11 protein-coding genes are annotated in these 13,908 nt (G+C 62.8%); 5 read left to right on the top strand and 6 right to left on the bottom strand.

Features of this window, described 5'->3' with window-relative positions; translation table 11 throughout:
- Window positions 1–27: 27 nt before the first annotated feature.
- Both AC1RMX_RS05755 and AC1RMX_RS05750 read right to left on the bottom strand, forming a co-directional pair.
- Entirely contained in the window at window positions 28–1,158 is a 1,131-nt protein-coding gene (locus AC1RMX_RS05755; RefSeq protein WP_007951349.1) for a helix-turn-helix transcriptional regulator, read from the bottom strand.
- Window positions 1,159–1,290: 132 nt separating this feature from the next.
- On the bottom strand, window positions 1,291–2,334 hold the full coding sequence (locus tag AC1RMX_RS05750; RefSeq protein ID WP_192558025.1) for a 3-ketosteroid-9-alpha-monooxygenase, oxygenase component: 1,044 nt from the start codon (window positions 2,332–2,334) through the stop codon (window positions 1,291–1,293).
- A gap of 144 nt (window positions 2,335–2,478) precedes the next feature.
- Between AC1RMX_RS05750 and AC1RMX_RS05745 the strand changes: the two genes are divergently transcribed.
- From AC1RMX_RS05745 to ribB, 3 genes are read left to right on the top strand one after another with little or no spacing between them, the layout of a single operon-like run.
- Complete coding sequence (locus AC1RMX_RS05745; protein WP_493070960.1) at window positions 2,479–3,318, top strand: SDR family NAD(P)-dependent oxidoreductase; 840 nt, start codon at window positions 2,479–2,481, stop codon at window positions 3,316–3,318.
- Complete coding sequence (gene lipP1, locus AC1RMX_RS05740; protein ID WP_493070958.1) at window positions 3,305–4,231, top strand: LipP1 family hormone-sensitive lipase; 927 nt, start codon at window positions 3,305–3,307, stop codon at window positions 4,229–4,231. The genes AC1RMX_RS05745 and lipP1 overlap by 14 nt, the downstream gene beginning before the upstream one ends.
- Window positions 4,228–5,340 (top strand): 3,4-dihydroxy-2-butanone-4-phosphate synthase, encoded by a 1,113-nt coding sequence (ribB, locus tag AC1RMX_RS05735; protein WP_493070956.1) that lies wholly within the window; start codon window positions 4,228–4,230, stop codon window positions 5,338–5,340. Before lipP1 ends, ribB begins: the two co-directional genes overlap by 4 nt.
- A 47-nt stretch (window positions 5,341–5,387) precedes the next feature.
- Here the strand turns inward: ribB and surE are convergent, their stop codons facing one another.
- The 3 genes from surE to AC1RMX_RS05720 form a co-directional block, all read right to left on the bottom strand.
- On the bottom strand, window positions 5,388–6,338 hold the full coding sequence (gene surE, locus AC1RMX_RS05730; protein ID WP_493070954.1) for a 5'/3'-nucleotidase SurE: 951 nt from the start codon (window positions 6,336–6,338) through the stop codon (window positions 5,388–5,390).
- A 76-nt stretch (window positions 6,339–6,414) separates the two neighbouring features.
- Complete coding sequence (locus AC1RMX_RS05725; protein WP_493070952.1) at window positions 6,415–7,794, bottom strand: DUF1329 domain-containing protein; 1,380 nt, start codon at window positions 7,792–7,794, stop codon at window positions 6,415–6,417.
- 23 nt (window positions 7,795–7,817) lie between these two features.
- A complete protein-coding gene (locus tag AC1RMX_RS05720) occupies window positions 7,818–9,395 on the bottom strand; it encodes a DUF1302 domain-containing protein (protein WP_192558019.1) in 1,578 nt (525 codons plus the stop codon).
- A gap of 261 nt (window positions 9,396–9,656) precedes the next feature.
- Here AC1RMX_RS05720 and AC1RMX_RS05715 point away from each other — a divergent pair, with 261 nt between their 5' ends.
- Together AC1RMX_RS05715 and AC1RMX_RS05710 are read left to right on the top strand one after the other, a co-directional pair.
- The gene (locus AC1RMX_RS05715; protein ID WP_493070950.1) at window positions 9,657–11,402 is read left to right on the top strand and encodes an FAD-dependent oxidoreductase; all 1,746 of its coding nucleotides are present in this window, start codon (window positions 9,657–9,659) and stop codon (window positions 11,400–11,402) included.
- Complete coding sequence (locus AC1RMX_RS05710; protein WP_493070948.1) at window positions 11,399–12,268, top strand: SDR family NAD(P)-dependent oxidoreductase; 870 nt, start codon at window positions 11,399–11,401, stop codon at window positions 12,266–12,268. Before AC1RMX_RS05715 ends, AC1RMX_RS05710 begins: the two co-directional genes overlap by 4 nt.
- Before the next feature lie 39 nt (window positions 12,269–12,307).
- Here AC1RMX_RS05710 and AC1RMX_RS05705 read toward each other — a convergent pair whose 3' ends face one another.
- Complete coding sequence (locus AC1RMX_RS05705) at window positions 12,308–13,879, bottom strand: FadD3 family acyl-CoA ligase (RefSeq protein WP_493070946.1); 1,572 nt, start codon at window positions 13,877–13,879, stop codon at window positions 12,308–12,310.
- Window positions 13,880–13,908: the final 29 nt, after the last annotated feature.

Here is a 13,908-nt window from a genome sequence, read left to right as displayed (position 1 = left end):
CGGGCGGACGATGGCGCGGGAAGGGTGTCAGCCGAGGGTGGCCACACTGCGCAGGATCAGGCGCACGAGCATGGTCTGGCGGGTTACGCCGGTCTTGGAGAAGGTCGAGCGCAGGTGGGCGCGCGCCGTGTTGCGGCTGATGCCCAGTTCTTCCGAGGCTTCGTCGAGGGTCAGCCCGTTGGCCAGCAACATGGCCAGTTGGGTCTCGGCCGGTGTGAAGTCAAACAGGGCGCGGACGATCTCCTGGGGCGCGGTGGACTGTTGCTCCGGGTCGCTGATGAAAATCACCACGGTCGGGCACTGTTTGCCTTCGCTCCACTCCGACAGCGGCACCGAGCGCACGATGATGCCCAAGTCAGCCCGCCCGGACGGCCGTTGCACGCGCAGCGCCTCGACCATCGACGGGTTGCTGCTTTTCTGCGAGAGCAGCGACTGTTTGACCAAGCGGCGAAACTCTTGCGTGTCGCGGTCCGTACCGACCTGCAGGCCATCGTTGACCAGTTTGATGCCGTCCTTTTCCTGGATCAACCGGTCGGCCACCTGGTTGGTCTGCAGCACTTTGCCGGCTTCGTCGAGGATGATCGTGCCGACCGCCATCTGATTCACCGCACCGGCGTAGAGGTTGCGTTCGACCTCAATGCGGTTGAGCTGCATGTGAACCTTGATCGAGCGCTCGAGGTGCGGAATGAAATGCGCGAGCAGGGTTTTCTCTTCATCGCCAAAAGGCTTGTCATCCCGGCCGCGACTGATGCGGATCCGGCACTGGGCGCCGTCGCAGGTGTTGATGTCGGCGCCGAGGATATGGAACACGTCCACCGCTTCGAGAAAGTTCTTGTAGAACTCGGATTTCTGCCAGTCATCGCTGGAGACGAATTCGGCGAGGGTCACCACCTGACGGTTGGGCAGGCCGACGAAGGGGTCGAGGGTGAAAAAGTGCGTGTTGTACGAGGCGACCGCTTCGGTGGAGGTGCCGGTGGTGTTGACCATCAGTCCGTCCACATGGGTGCTGGGCGGCCGCAGGATGAAGGTCACGTACTTGCTTTTCAGGTAAACGTTGAGCTGGTTGAGAAAGGTCGCCCAGGGAATGGTTTCCAGCGGCCCCTGATACAGGTTGCCGATGAGATCGCTGAACGTGTCGAGGCTGAGGCTCTGCTGCATGGGAAACCCGTTCTTATTATTAGTGGTTTGCGGTGCCCGAGAATAAGCGCCTGTATCGACCACTTGCAACGCCCGGGCACGAGGCCTGACCGGCGGCGGCCGGCCAGGCGCAAAATTGCGACAGCCCCGTGATCAGGCCTGTTCGCGAGCCCGCACGATGAACTCTTTCTGGTCCTGCACATCCGCTGAAAGCAGACCGACGTCGGTGTAGAACTGCTCGTACCAGCGCCGCAATTGATAGACCGGGCCATCGCCATCGCAGAGCAACGGGTTATCGACGCGGGTCTTGCTGTGCCAGATCGACACGTCTTCGTAAAAGGCTTCCTGGGCCTGTTGCACATAGGCCTTGGCCATTGCCTGATTCTGTTCTTCGCTCAAGCCCGGGATCTTTTTCACCAGCACGCCGTACCGCAGGGTGAAACTGTCGAGGTCGATCGGCACATGGCAGTTGAGCAGGATCGAGTGGATCGGCTGACCGTTCATGGCACCGGTCATTTCGGTGATCTGGTAGGCCGGCCCGTAATAAGTCGCCACGGTGCTCAACGCGCTGTCGCCGGACAGCCGCTCGCTGCGGGCGCTCATGATCTGCGTGGCGAGGTGGCCTTCGAACACGTTGCTGAAGGCCTCGACCGGCGCGCCGTGTACCGTGCCGAAGTGCGCCATGTCGGCGACGTTGTCGATCAGTTCGCGGCAGTTGGTGTCGATCTGCAATTCAGCGACCTCCCACTCGGCCCATTCGTCGCTGAAGCAGGCGTCAATGCGCGGGATGCGTTGCTCGGGCAGCGGCGGGTTGCCTTCGGGGTCGTTCCAGACGAACAGCAGATGGTTTTCCTCCATCAGCGGCCAGCTCTTGAGCTTGGCCCGTGGCGGAATGCGCTTGGCGTAGGGAATGTCATCGCAAACGCCGTCGGCGCCCCAGCGCCAGGCGTGGAAAGGGCAGCGAATCGAATTGCCTTCGATGCAACCGGTGCTGAGGTCGGCGCCCATGTGCGGGCAATAACCGTCGAGAATGTGCAGCTCGCCGTCCTCGCCCTGAAACGCCACCAGTCGGGTGCCGAACACGTCCAGACGGTGGGCCTTGCCGTCGCGGTAGCGGGCGGCCAGGCCCAGGCAGTGCCAGCCGCGTGCGTAGCGGTCTTCCAGCAGTTTGGCTTCGATACGGTGCAGGGTACTCATCTTGTTATTCTCCCAGGTTCACGGGTTTGAGCTTGCTGGAGATTCTGCCGCCCCTGTAGAAGCGGGCATCGTCTGAATGGACGATGGCCGGCCGACCGGCGCCCGCTCTACTGACGCCATCGGACTTTTTGTCAGGAGCAGGCAATGAATGAGCAATCAGGGCCGGTCGCGGTCATTACCGGTGCCGCCAGTGGCATCGGCCGGGGGCTGGCCGAGCATGCGGCCAAGTTGGGGATGCGCCTGGTGCTGGCCGATCTCGATGCGTCGCGGCTGGAGAACCTCTGCGCTGAACTGCGAAGCGGCGGAGCGCAGGCCGTCGCCTGTGTCACCGATGTTGGCGATCTGGAACAGGTGGAGCGCTTGCGCGATGTCGCCCTCGATCAGTTTGGCGGGGTCGATCTGTTGTTCAACAATGCCGGGGTGATGCAGACCGGCCACAGCTGGGAAATCACCGCGCAGCAGTGGCAGCGCATGCTCGACGTCAATCTTTGCGGGGTCATCAACGGCATTCGCTGTTTCGTGCCGTTGTTTCTGCGTCAGGGCCGCGCGGCCCATGTGATCAACACCGCGTCACTGGCCGGTCTGCTCAGCAGCCCGTTGATGGCGCCTTACAACGTGACCAAGCAGGCGGTGGTCGCGCTGTCGGAAACCCTGCACTACGAATTGACCCTGCTCGGTGCACCTGTGTCGGTTTCTGTCGTGTGTCCGGGGCCGGTGGTCAGTGAAATCATGGCGTCCAACCAAGTGGTCGACGGCGCCGGTTCGTCCTTCAGCCAATTGCTCGACAGCAGCATCCGTCAAGGCATGACGCCTGCGGTACTCGCAGAACAGGTGTTCGCCGCCATCGCCGAAAAGCGCTTCTGGGTCTTTCCCCACAAAGGCTTCAAAGTGGCCCTGCAGCAACGGGTGCAGAGCATCCTGGAAGAGTCCAACCCACAATTCAAACTGTCCGATGTAGAGGAAGATGCCCATGCCGCTCGATAAACAGATCGCGCTGATACTCCAGCAATTCAGCGACCTGCCGGCACCCGATTACAGTCAGCTCGATGCCGCGCAATATCGGCAGTTCTGCGACAACATGCAGCCGGCGATACCGGGCGTGCCGATGATCGAAGTGCGCAACTTGCGGGTCGAGGGTGCGATTGGCGAACTGGATGCGCGTCTGTATCGGCCGTCGAAAGAGGGCAATCTGCCGTTGCTGGTGTATTTCCATGGCGGCGGTTTTGTCGTCGGTAACCTCGACACTCACGACAACCTGTGCCGCTCGCTGGCCCACCTGACCGACGCCGTGGTGGTGTCGGTGGCTTATCGCCTGGCGCCGGAACACCCGTTCCCGGCGGCGCCGCTGGATTGCTACCGAGCGACCTGCTGGCTGGTGGAACACGCGGCGCAACTGGGCGTCGATGGCAGCCGGCTCGCGGTGGCGGGGGACAGCGCCGGGGGCAATCTGGCATTGGCGGTCAGTCAGTTGGCGGTGCAACGGCAGGGGCCGAAGATCCGCTATCAATGCCTGTTCTATCCCGTCACCGACGCCCGTTGCGACAGCCATTCCTACCGGGAATTTGCCGATGGTTTCTTCCTTACCGGCGCCATGATGAACTGGTTCTGGCAGCAGTATTTGCAGAAAGACGGGCAGGGTGATGATCCGCTGGCTTCGCCATTGCGTGCCGGAAGCGTGGCGCATTTGCCGCCGACGACCCTGATCACCGCCGAATTCGATCCGCTGCGTGACGAAGGCGAGGCGTTCGCCGAGCGCTTGCGTGCAGCCGAAGTGCCCGTGCGCGTGCAGCGCTGTGAAGGGATGATTCACGGTTTCATCAGCATGGCGCCGTTTGTCGAAGGTGCCGCCCAGGTGTTGTCCGAAGCGGCCGCCGACCTGCGCGAGGCGCTGCAATGAGTCTGGCGTTCGACAGTGTGCCGCAACTGCTCGAAGCCATCGCGGCGGGACAGATGGTGGTCATCACCGATGACGAAAACAACGCTGAAGGCTCACTGCTGATGGCCGCCGAACGGGTCGGGGCCGAGGCGGTAACCTTCATGGCAGTACAGGCACGCGGCTTGATCTGCCTGGCACTGACCGAGCAGCGCTGCCGCGAGCTGGGGTTGGACCTGATGGTGCCCCATTCGCGGGCGCAGCATGGCGTGGGGTTTACCCGTTCGATCGAGGCCGCAACCGGTGTGTCCACGGGGATCAGTGCTGCCGATCGGGCGCGCTCGATTCAGGTGGCAGTCGACCCGGCCAGTGTCCCGGCGGATCTGGTGCAACCGGGACATATCTTTCCGGTGCAGGCTTTGCCAGGTGGCGTCATGCAGCGGGCCGGGCATGTCGAGGCGGCATGCGACCTGACCCGCCTCGCGGGCCTGCAACCGGCGGCGACACTGGTGGGCATTCTCGACGAGGACGGCGAACTGGCCCGTGGCGAGCAGTTGCACGAATTCGCCCGCCGCCATGGCCTGTGCATCGGCAGCATTGCCGAGCTGATTCACTACCGCATCCTTCACGAAGGCACGATCGAACGCGGCGAGGCGTATCCCTTGCTGACCCGCCACGGCGAGTTTCAGGTGACGGCGTATCAGGACACTTATCAAGGCGCGCTGCATCTGGCGCTGGTCAAAGGCCGGATCGACAGCACTCAACCGGTGCTGGTGCGAGTGCAAGGCATCGAAACCCTGCGCGATGCCCTGGGCTGCGAAAGCGAAAACGGACCGCAGCAATGGACCCTTGAACGTTCGCTGGCGTGCATCGCGGCGGCCGAATGCGGTGTGCTGGTGTTATTGGCGCAGAAAGAAACTGCTGAAGGTGTGCTCGAGCAATTGCGTCAGCGCAGCGGTGGCAAGTCGCGGCCGCCGCATTTTCCGCATCGTACGTTGGGCATCGGCGCGCAGATACTGCGTGATCAGAACGTGCGCAAGATGCGCCTGATGAGTTCTCCAGTGCCCTACAAAGCGGTGTCGGGGTTCGATCTCGAAGTCACTGAATTCATCCCGTTCCAATCTGCCGTCTGAAAACCGTTCAACCCCTGCGGGTGATGACCTGCAGGGGTTGTGTCGTTTCAAGGCTGGACGCTTTTGAGCATTTTCTTCGCCTGATCCTGCACCGCCGGCGGCGCGCTCATATTGCCGGCGATCACCGTAATCACTGCATGCCCTTGCCACAGCTGATACGCATCGGCCTGCTGCTGGGTGACCGTAGGTTTTGGCGGTGCGACAAGGTTGACGTGAACCGTACCGTCGGCGCCGCGCTGTGAGGTGAAGTTCACCCGGTCCCAATTGCCGATCGGGGCAAAACTCACGCCTTTGACTTGATTGGCAGGCAACGCCGGGTAGTTGAGGTTCAGCCCGTTGACGCCCGGCAGTCCGAGCACATTCAGTTTGCAGCTGTGTTTAGCGCAGTTCCGATGGGCCTGTTCGATGACCTTCACCGCAAACTTCGCGGTGTCGTCCATGGCGCCCAGGGTCTTGCGGTAGCCGGCCTGTTGGTCGCGCATGATCAGGTCCATGTCGATGGCCGTCGACACTGCCACGGCCGGAACGCCTTTGAACATGGCCCGAATGGCGGCGTTCAGAGTGCCGGACATCTGCGTCAGCGGGCCGACGTTCTCACCGAAGTTGATGCCGGACACCACCAGATCCGGTGGCGTGTCCTTGAGCAGCACATCCAGCCCCACGTTGACCGCATCCACCGGCGTGCCGATGGCCGAGGTCTTGCCGGTCGGCGGGGTGTAGCCATCGGGCGGGCCGACGCAGAATCTGCCGGGCGCAAGCTCGGTCACCGCCAAGGCCTCGCCTGGCACCACGACGCTGGCGGCGCTGATGCCGCTGCTGTCGTTCAACGGGCCGACCAGGGTGACGGTGTGCCCGGCGGCGGTCAGTGCGCGATACATCGCGTCGATGCCGGGGGCGCGGCAGCCGTCGTCGTTGGTCAGCAAAATGTTCAGGGCGCTGGCCTGCGTCGACAAACCGAGGCCGGCCACGGCGAGGGCCGCAGTGAGCAGTTTATTCATGGGCAGTTTCCGTAAAGGTGCAGATTGAAAAAAGCACAACGCCCCGACCGAATGAATCGGTCAGGGCGTCATGGGTTCAGCGGGTACCGAGTTTGCGCAGGTTGCCAGGGGTGAATTCGTCTTCGGAGAAGGCGGTGGCATTGAGCTTCGCAGGCTTTTGATCGACCAGCAGACGGTCAACCAGATAAGAGCCGGCGATCAGGTCATGGTAGATGCCGAGGCGTGCGTGGTAGCGCTCGATGTCATAGGCGTAGACCGAGGTCTGCATGTTGGTACGCCACAACTGGCCACGGGCATCGTAGTTGTCGGCCATGGTCGCGGACCAGGTGTCTTCGTCGAGGTACAACACACGTTTGGCGTAGACGTGGCGGGCGCCTTCCTTGAGCGTTGCCTGCAGCACCCAGACTCGGTGTTTTTCGTAGCGCATGTACTGCGGATCGACGTGGCCGGTGGTCGACAGGATCTGGTCGGCCGTCACGCTCGGGTCGTCGATCTTGTAGTTGTGGTACGGAATGTAGAGTTCCTTTTTGCCGACGATGGTCCAGTTGTAGCGGTCCGGCGCACCGTTGAACAAGCGGTCTTCGTCGTACACCCGGAAGCCGCCGGCGCCGGTCGGCGAGTCATAGCCGACAGTGGGGGCGCGACGAACGCGGCGCTGGCCGGGGCTGTACTGCCAGGCCTGACGCGGCGAGGCTGTCGGGTTGATGAACTCGTGACCGACGACGATCTCGCCTTTCTTGCGCACCGGTTCCAGGGTGGTGATCAGGAAGTTGGTCAGGATGCCGTTGGCGCTGTCGAGGTTCTTGTCCGGGCTGGACCAGATCGAGAAGATCTTGTAGTTGACCTCTTCAAGCACTTTTTCCTTGTTGGCGTACACCACCGCCTGGCCATAGTTGGCCTCTTCGGTGTTGGCACGCCCTTGCAGAGTGTGGTTGAACATCAACTCGCTGCCGTTTTTCGGAATCGGAAACGGCGAGGCGCCCCAGGCGTTCTTGGTGTCGTTGTTGTCGTTGTCGAGTTCGGCGGTCACCGCGTTTTTCTTGATCAGGTCTTCCAGACGCTGATCGGCGCGGAAGTCGCGATGGCTCGGGTACACCGGGATCTTGAATGTTTCCGGGTAGCGCTTGAGCAGCGCTTTCTCACCGTCGGACAGGTTCTCGGCGTACTTGTCCATGTTCTTCGAATCGATGATGAACAGCGGTTTTTCCGCCGCGTACGGGTCCGGGTACGGCGTGCCGGGCCCCGAAAACTTCAGACCCGGTGGCAGACCACGCCACTTGCCGCTCCAGGCCGGAATGCTGCCGTCGGCGTTGCCAGCCTTTTCGGCGCCCATCGGGGTCAGGTCCTGGCCCAGTCGCGCGGCCTCTTCGGGGCTGACCTTGGCGTAGGTCAGGCCACTGCCGAGCAGGCCGACAGTCAGCGCCGTGCTCAATAACGTTTGGGTGAATCGAGACATGCTGTGCTCCTCCGACAGGGGAATCAGAACCGGTATTTGAAGTTGAGGGCGACGTTGTCGCGGTCGGCCAACGGGCTGTTGTTGGCATTGCCCAGGTAGGCGTTGTAACGGGCTTCGACGGTGAAGTTGCCCAGGTAGCGCCACGAGCTGCCGATGCTGGCGCGGTCGTCGCCTTCGCCCTGGTTGATCGAGCCGACAATCGAGCTGTCGCCGTGGGCAGCGGTGCTGTAGGTGATCGGCACTGACATGTCCCAGCCGCTGAACACGTCGTTGTAATCGAAGCTGACCTGCGCGGTGTAACCCCAGGCTTCGCGGTCGTAGACCAGACTGTCGGTGCCCGGCAACGTGAAGCCCGGCGCCAGGGTCACCGGCGCTGACTTGTCGTTGCTGATCACGGTGTTGTAGACGACTTCGCCGGTCAGGGTGGTGTTGTCGGCGAACGAGGTCGGGCCGAGCACGTAGATCATCGACGACTGCGCTTGCATGGTCTTGCCGCGTACCGCGCTGGAGAAACCGTTGTTGACCATCACCGGCGCACCGTCGCGGTAGCTGACTTCACCGGCCCAGCTGACATCGCCGATCACCGTGGAGAAACTGGCGCCGAACAGGTCGATGTTGTCGAAGTACACCGCACGGTAGCGCCCCAGCTCGGACTGGAAGTCCAGCGACGGCGTCTTGTCGTGATAACGCGAGTAGTAAATGCCGAACTCGGTGTTGTTCAGCGACTCGGCGGCGTAGGTGAAGGCCACACCGTACTGGCCCTGATTGCTCGGTTTGTCGTTGGCCAGACGCGTCACGAAACCGCTGGCGTCGTTGTAGCCGCCCTCGTCGATGTAGTCGGTGGTGGAGAAGTAGCTGCCGACCCCGAACAACTGGGTCTTTTCCCATTTGTATTGGTAGTAGGCCTGGATATCGAGGCTGTCGGTCAGGCTGAACTGGGTGAACAGTTGCCCGACCGGCAGGAGGATTTCCTTGACCTCGACCCCCGGCGTGGTCGACTTGGTCGCGTCCACCGGGCTCTGCGCCGCCGAAATGCCGGGATAGAACAGGCTTTCACCCCAGCTGACCACCTGATTACCCAGCCGCGCATTGAGGTTGTGCCCGCCCAGATCCCAGGTGCCGTAGGCGTAGTAATCGAGCATGCGCAGTTCGTTGCGGTGCTGATCGATGGTGTCCTGGGAGAAACGGTCCGGCCGGTTGCAATGACCACCGGCAAAACAGTTCGAGGTGCCGGTGTTGTTGTCGTTGTCCTGATCGTAGACGTTGTCGTAGAAGCCCGTGGCTCGTACGAACACGCCGTAATCGTCCTGCCATTTGATGTTGGCTTCGGTGAGGAAACCGGCGCGGTTGTTGATCAGGCTGCCTTTGGAAAACGCATTGTCGCCGTCATTGGCGTCGGCGTTGGCCGTCAGTTTGTGATCGCGTGCCTCGGTCCGCCAGGCGAGGCTGTAGGTCAGCGTGGTGTCCCAGTCGACGCTCAGATCCTCGCTCGGCTGGAAGGTCATCGCGCTGGCCTGGCTGCCCAGTCCACCGGCCAGCAACAACACGGCCAGCTGTACGCGAGGGTGTAGCGATTGTGGGGCGATTATTGTTTTTATCATGTCGTCCTCATGCCCAGGTCGGACCTGCCCGACCTGCATTTCAGGGGGGAAGTGGTGCCGTGGGCGACTATGCGGTCACGCACCGGGCGCAACATCGTCCAAGCGGACTAAGCGATTTGCACGGGAGCGGGGTGCGTGACCCTTAGTCCCATCGGACGATGACCACCCGGCACACGCGCCCAACAATCCCGAGACCGACCGCGCCGGACGAAGATCCGGCCGGCGGTTTTTGCCTTGAGGGCGCTGAGCAAGGGTGATCGCATGAAAGCTGCCGAGATCAAATGGGATGAGTGCTGCGATGTGCTGGTGGTGGGTTCCGGAGCGGGCGGGATGACCGCGGCGCTGCGCGCTCACGACCTGGGACTGAACGTGTTGCTGATCGAAAAGAGCAACGAGTACGGCGGCACCTCGGCGGTGTCCGGCGGCGGGATCTGGATCCCCGGCAATCACCGGATCGAGGCCCTGGGGGGCAGCGACAGCGCCGCCGAAGCGATTGCCTATATTCGCGCGGTGACCCACGGCGAGATCGACGACGGGCGCATCGAAGCCTATGTCGAGCACGGCAAGGCGATGGTCGAATACCTCGAACAAAAGACCCGCGTGCGCTTCGAGGCACAAGCGCGCTACGCCGATTACTACCCGGAAATCGAAGGCGGCAAACCCGGCTATCGCTCGATGGACCCGCAACCGTTCGACGCCGCCGAGCTGGGTGAGGAGTTTCTGCGCATGCGTGCGCCATCCCCCGGCACGTTGATGATGGGACGCATGGCGATGACCATGAAAGAGGCGCAGGTGCTGCTGTGCCGTGGCCCCGGCTGGTTGCGCCTGACGCTGAAGGTCATGTGGCGTTACTGGCGCGACCGCGAGGGGCGGCGGCTGTCGAAGCGGGATCGTTACCTGACGTTGGGCAATGCCTTGATCGGGGCCTTGCGCTGTTCCTTACTGGATCGCGGCAAATCGCTGTGGCTCAACTGTGGGCTGGAAGAACTGCTGATTGTCGGCGACCGGGTCGGCGGTGCGCGGGTCTGCCGCGAGGGGCAACGTCTGAACGTCAAGGCGCGCTACGGCGTGATCATCGCCGCTGGTGGTTTTGAACGGAATCAGACGATGCGCACCCAGTATCTGCCGCAACCCTCGCTGACTACCTGGAGTGCCACGCCGCCGCATAATACCGGCGACGGCATTCGTGCAGGCCAGGCCATCGGCGCACGCACGGCGCTGATGGAACACAGCTGGTGGGCGCCGACCACCCACGTTCGCGGCGAGGAAAAACAACGGGCGATGTTCGTCGAGCGGACGTTGCCCGGTTGCGTACTGGTCAACTCGGCGGGCGAACGTTTCGTCAACGAAGCCGCGCCGTACACCGACATCGTTTACGCGATGTACGCCAACAACCGCGAAGGCGCCGTCAGTGTGCCGTGCTGGATGGTGTTCGATGCCGAGTTTCGCCGCAAATACCCCTGCGGCGCGTTGTTGCCGGGGTATGCCCAGCGCGACTGGCAACTGCCCGAGCACTTGCGTGATTACTTTTTCAAGGCACCGGATCTGCAAACCCTGGCGGAGAACATCGGCGTCGATGCGGCGGGGCTGCTGCGCACGGTGCAGCGCTTCAACGGCATGGCGGTGCGCGGCTACGACGAAGACTTTCACAAGGGTGAATCGCTGTTCGATCGCTACTACGGTGACCCGAACGTGCAGCCCAATCCGTGTCTGGCGCCGTTGTTCAAAGGGCCGTTCTACGCCGTGCGCATTGACGCCGGCGACATCGGCACGAAGGGCGGTTTGCTCACCGACGTTCACGCCCGGGTCTTGCACGAGGATGGCCAGCCAATCAAAGGCTTGTACGCCATCGGCAACAGCGCCGCGTCGATGATGGGCCGCACCTATCCGGGAGCCGGTTCCACCATCGGCCCGGCGATGACCTTCGGTTATCTGGCAGCCAACCACATTCATCGTCAGAGCCAGAAAAGCGGCTCGGTGATCAGTCAGTTCGGGAGCGTCAAATGAATCGGCAAGTGGCAGTGGTGACCGGCGCCAGTCGCGGCGTCGGCCAGGGCATTGCCCTGGCACTGGGTGCGGCAGGCATGCGGGTTTACGTCACCGGGCGTGCGCCGGAATCTGCAGGCGCGCATCTATATGGACAGGCCTTGAACAGCTCACTGGACGACACGGCCGCCGCAATTACAGCGGCGGGCGGAGAGGGCGTCGCGGTGGTCTGTGATCATGCCGACGATGGGCAGGTTGCGGCGCTGTTCGCCCAGGTCGAACGGGAGTGCGGGAGACTGGAGCTGCTGGTGAACAATGCCGCGTTCATTCATGACCAGTTGATCGAGCCGGGGCCGTTCTGGGAAAAGCCGCTGGACCTGGTGCGCATCCTCGACGTCGGCCTGCGCTCGGCGTACATCGCCAGCTACCACGCCGCACCGCTGTTGTTAAACAGCGCGCAGGGACTTATCTGCTTTACTTCGTCGTTTGGCGGCGGCTGCTACATGCACGGCCCGGCGTACGGTGCGCAAAAGGCCGGTTGCGACAAACTGGCGGCGGACATGGCCATCGATTTCGAGGGCCGTGGCGTGGCGGCGTTATCGATGTGGCTCGGGCCGCAGTTGACCGAGCGCACGCGGATTGCCGGCGAACAGCATGGCGAGCAGTACAAGGCTTTTCTGGCGCACGCCGAAACCCCGCAATTCAATGGCCGGGTGATTCATGCCTTGCTCAATGATCCGCAGTTGATGGCGCTCTCGGGGCAGACGCTGATCACTGCCGAAATCGCTGCCGGTTACGGCATCAGCGAAGACGGCGGCCGTCAGCCGCCATCTCATCGCGCCCTGCTGGGCGACCCGCGCCAACAGCATCCGGCCCGGGTGATTTGAAGGTCATTCCTCCAGTGGGCTCCCACTGGAGGAAAGAGCTCAGCTCAACGCCCACTCCCGCAACACATTCTTGGTCACTTTCCCCGCCGCGTTCAGCGGCATGCTCTCCAGCACCTGCACCCGGCGCGGCACCTTGTAGTTGGCCATCTGCTCACGGCACCAGGCGAGGAATCGGGCCTGCTCGATCTCGACACCCGGCGCCGGCAGCAGAAAGGCCATGGCCACTTCGCCCAGACGCTCATCCGGAATGCCGATCACCGCCACCTGCGCCACGCCGGGATAACCCAGCAGGCAGTGTTCGATTTCCGCCGGATAGACGTTGAAACCGCCGGTGATGAACATGTCCTTCAGGCGATCGGTGATGCGCAGATAACCCTGTTCGTCGAGCACGCCGATATCACCGGTGTGCAGCCAGCCGTCGGCATCGAGGACTTCCTGACTGGCTTGCGGATCGTTGAAGTAGCCCTGCATCAGGTTGTAGCCGCGCACCTGGATTTCGCCGGGGACGTTCACCGGCTGGCTGCGACCGTTGGCGCCGATGCAACGCACTTCCACCCCCGGCATGGCCCGGCCGCTGGTGGACGCGAGCAATTCCAGTGAGTCCCCCGGCCGACAGATCGTGGCAAAACCGCAGGTTTCGGTCAGGCCGTACGCAGTGACGATGGTGGCGAAACCCAGCTCATCGCGCATGCGCCGGATCATCTCCACCGGAATCGTCGCAGCCCCGGTGACCGCAATGCGCAAGGACGTCAGGTCGAATGCATCGCGCTGCGGATGGGCGAGCAAGGATTGATAGAGGGTCGGCGGTCCGGGCAGCACGGTGATCCGCTCGCGCTGCACACATTCGAGCACCGCCTGCACGTCGAAGATTTGCTGCGGCACGATGGTGCAGCCGCGCATCAGCGCCGCCAGCCAGCCGGCCTTGTAACCGAACGAATGGAAGAACGGATTGACGATCAGGTAGCGATCGCCCTCGTGCAAACCGACCACCTCACTCCAGTCGCGCACCACCCGCAGGGTTTGCCCGTGATTGCTCATCACGCCTTTGGGTTTGCCTGTGGTGCCCGAGGTGAACAGCAGGTCGGAGAGATCTTGCGGGCCGAGCGCCAGTTCGCGTGATTGAAGAGCTTCCGGCGACACGTCGCTGGCCAGCGCCAGGAACGCGTCCCAGCCCAGCGTGCCCGGTTCGCTGCTGCGCAACGAGACGATGTGGCGCAGCGCCGGCAGGTCTTCGGCGGCGAGCATGCGCGGATAGTCGGCGCCCAGGAACTCGCCGATGGCAAACAGCACGCAGGCGCCGCTCTGACGCAGGATGAAACCCGCCTCGCTGCCTTTCATGCGCGTATTGAGCGGCACCAGCGCGGCGCCGACGCTTTGCAGTGCACCGGCGGCGACAATCCATTCCCAGATATTCGGTGCCCAGATCGCCACGCGGTCGCCAGGCTGGACGTTCAACGCCAATAGTGCCCGGGCAGCCTGGCCGCGCAGTTGATCGAGTTGCCGGTAGCTGATCGAGCGTCCGTCATCCTCGATGGCCGGGCGGTCGCCATAATTGCGGGCAGCGTTGGCGAACAGTTGGACGATGGTCAGTGCGTTTTCGACAGGCAGCATGGGGCCTCCTCGGCCAGAGGACAGGTGCG

The organism is Pseudomonas sp. GW822-FHT03F04, from assembly GCF_058801405.1.
This window is presented reverse-complemented; position numbering and strand designations above follow the sequence as displayed.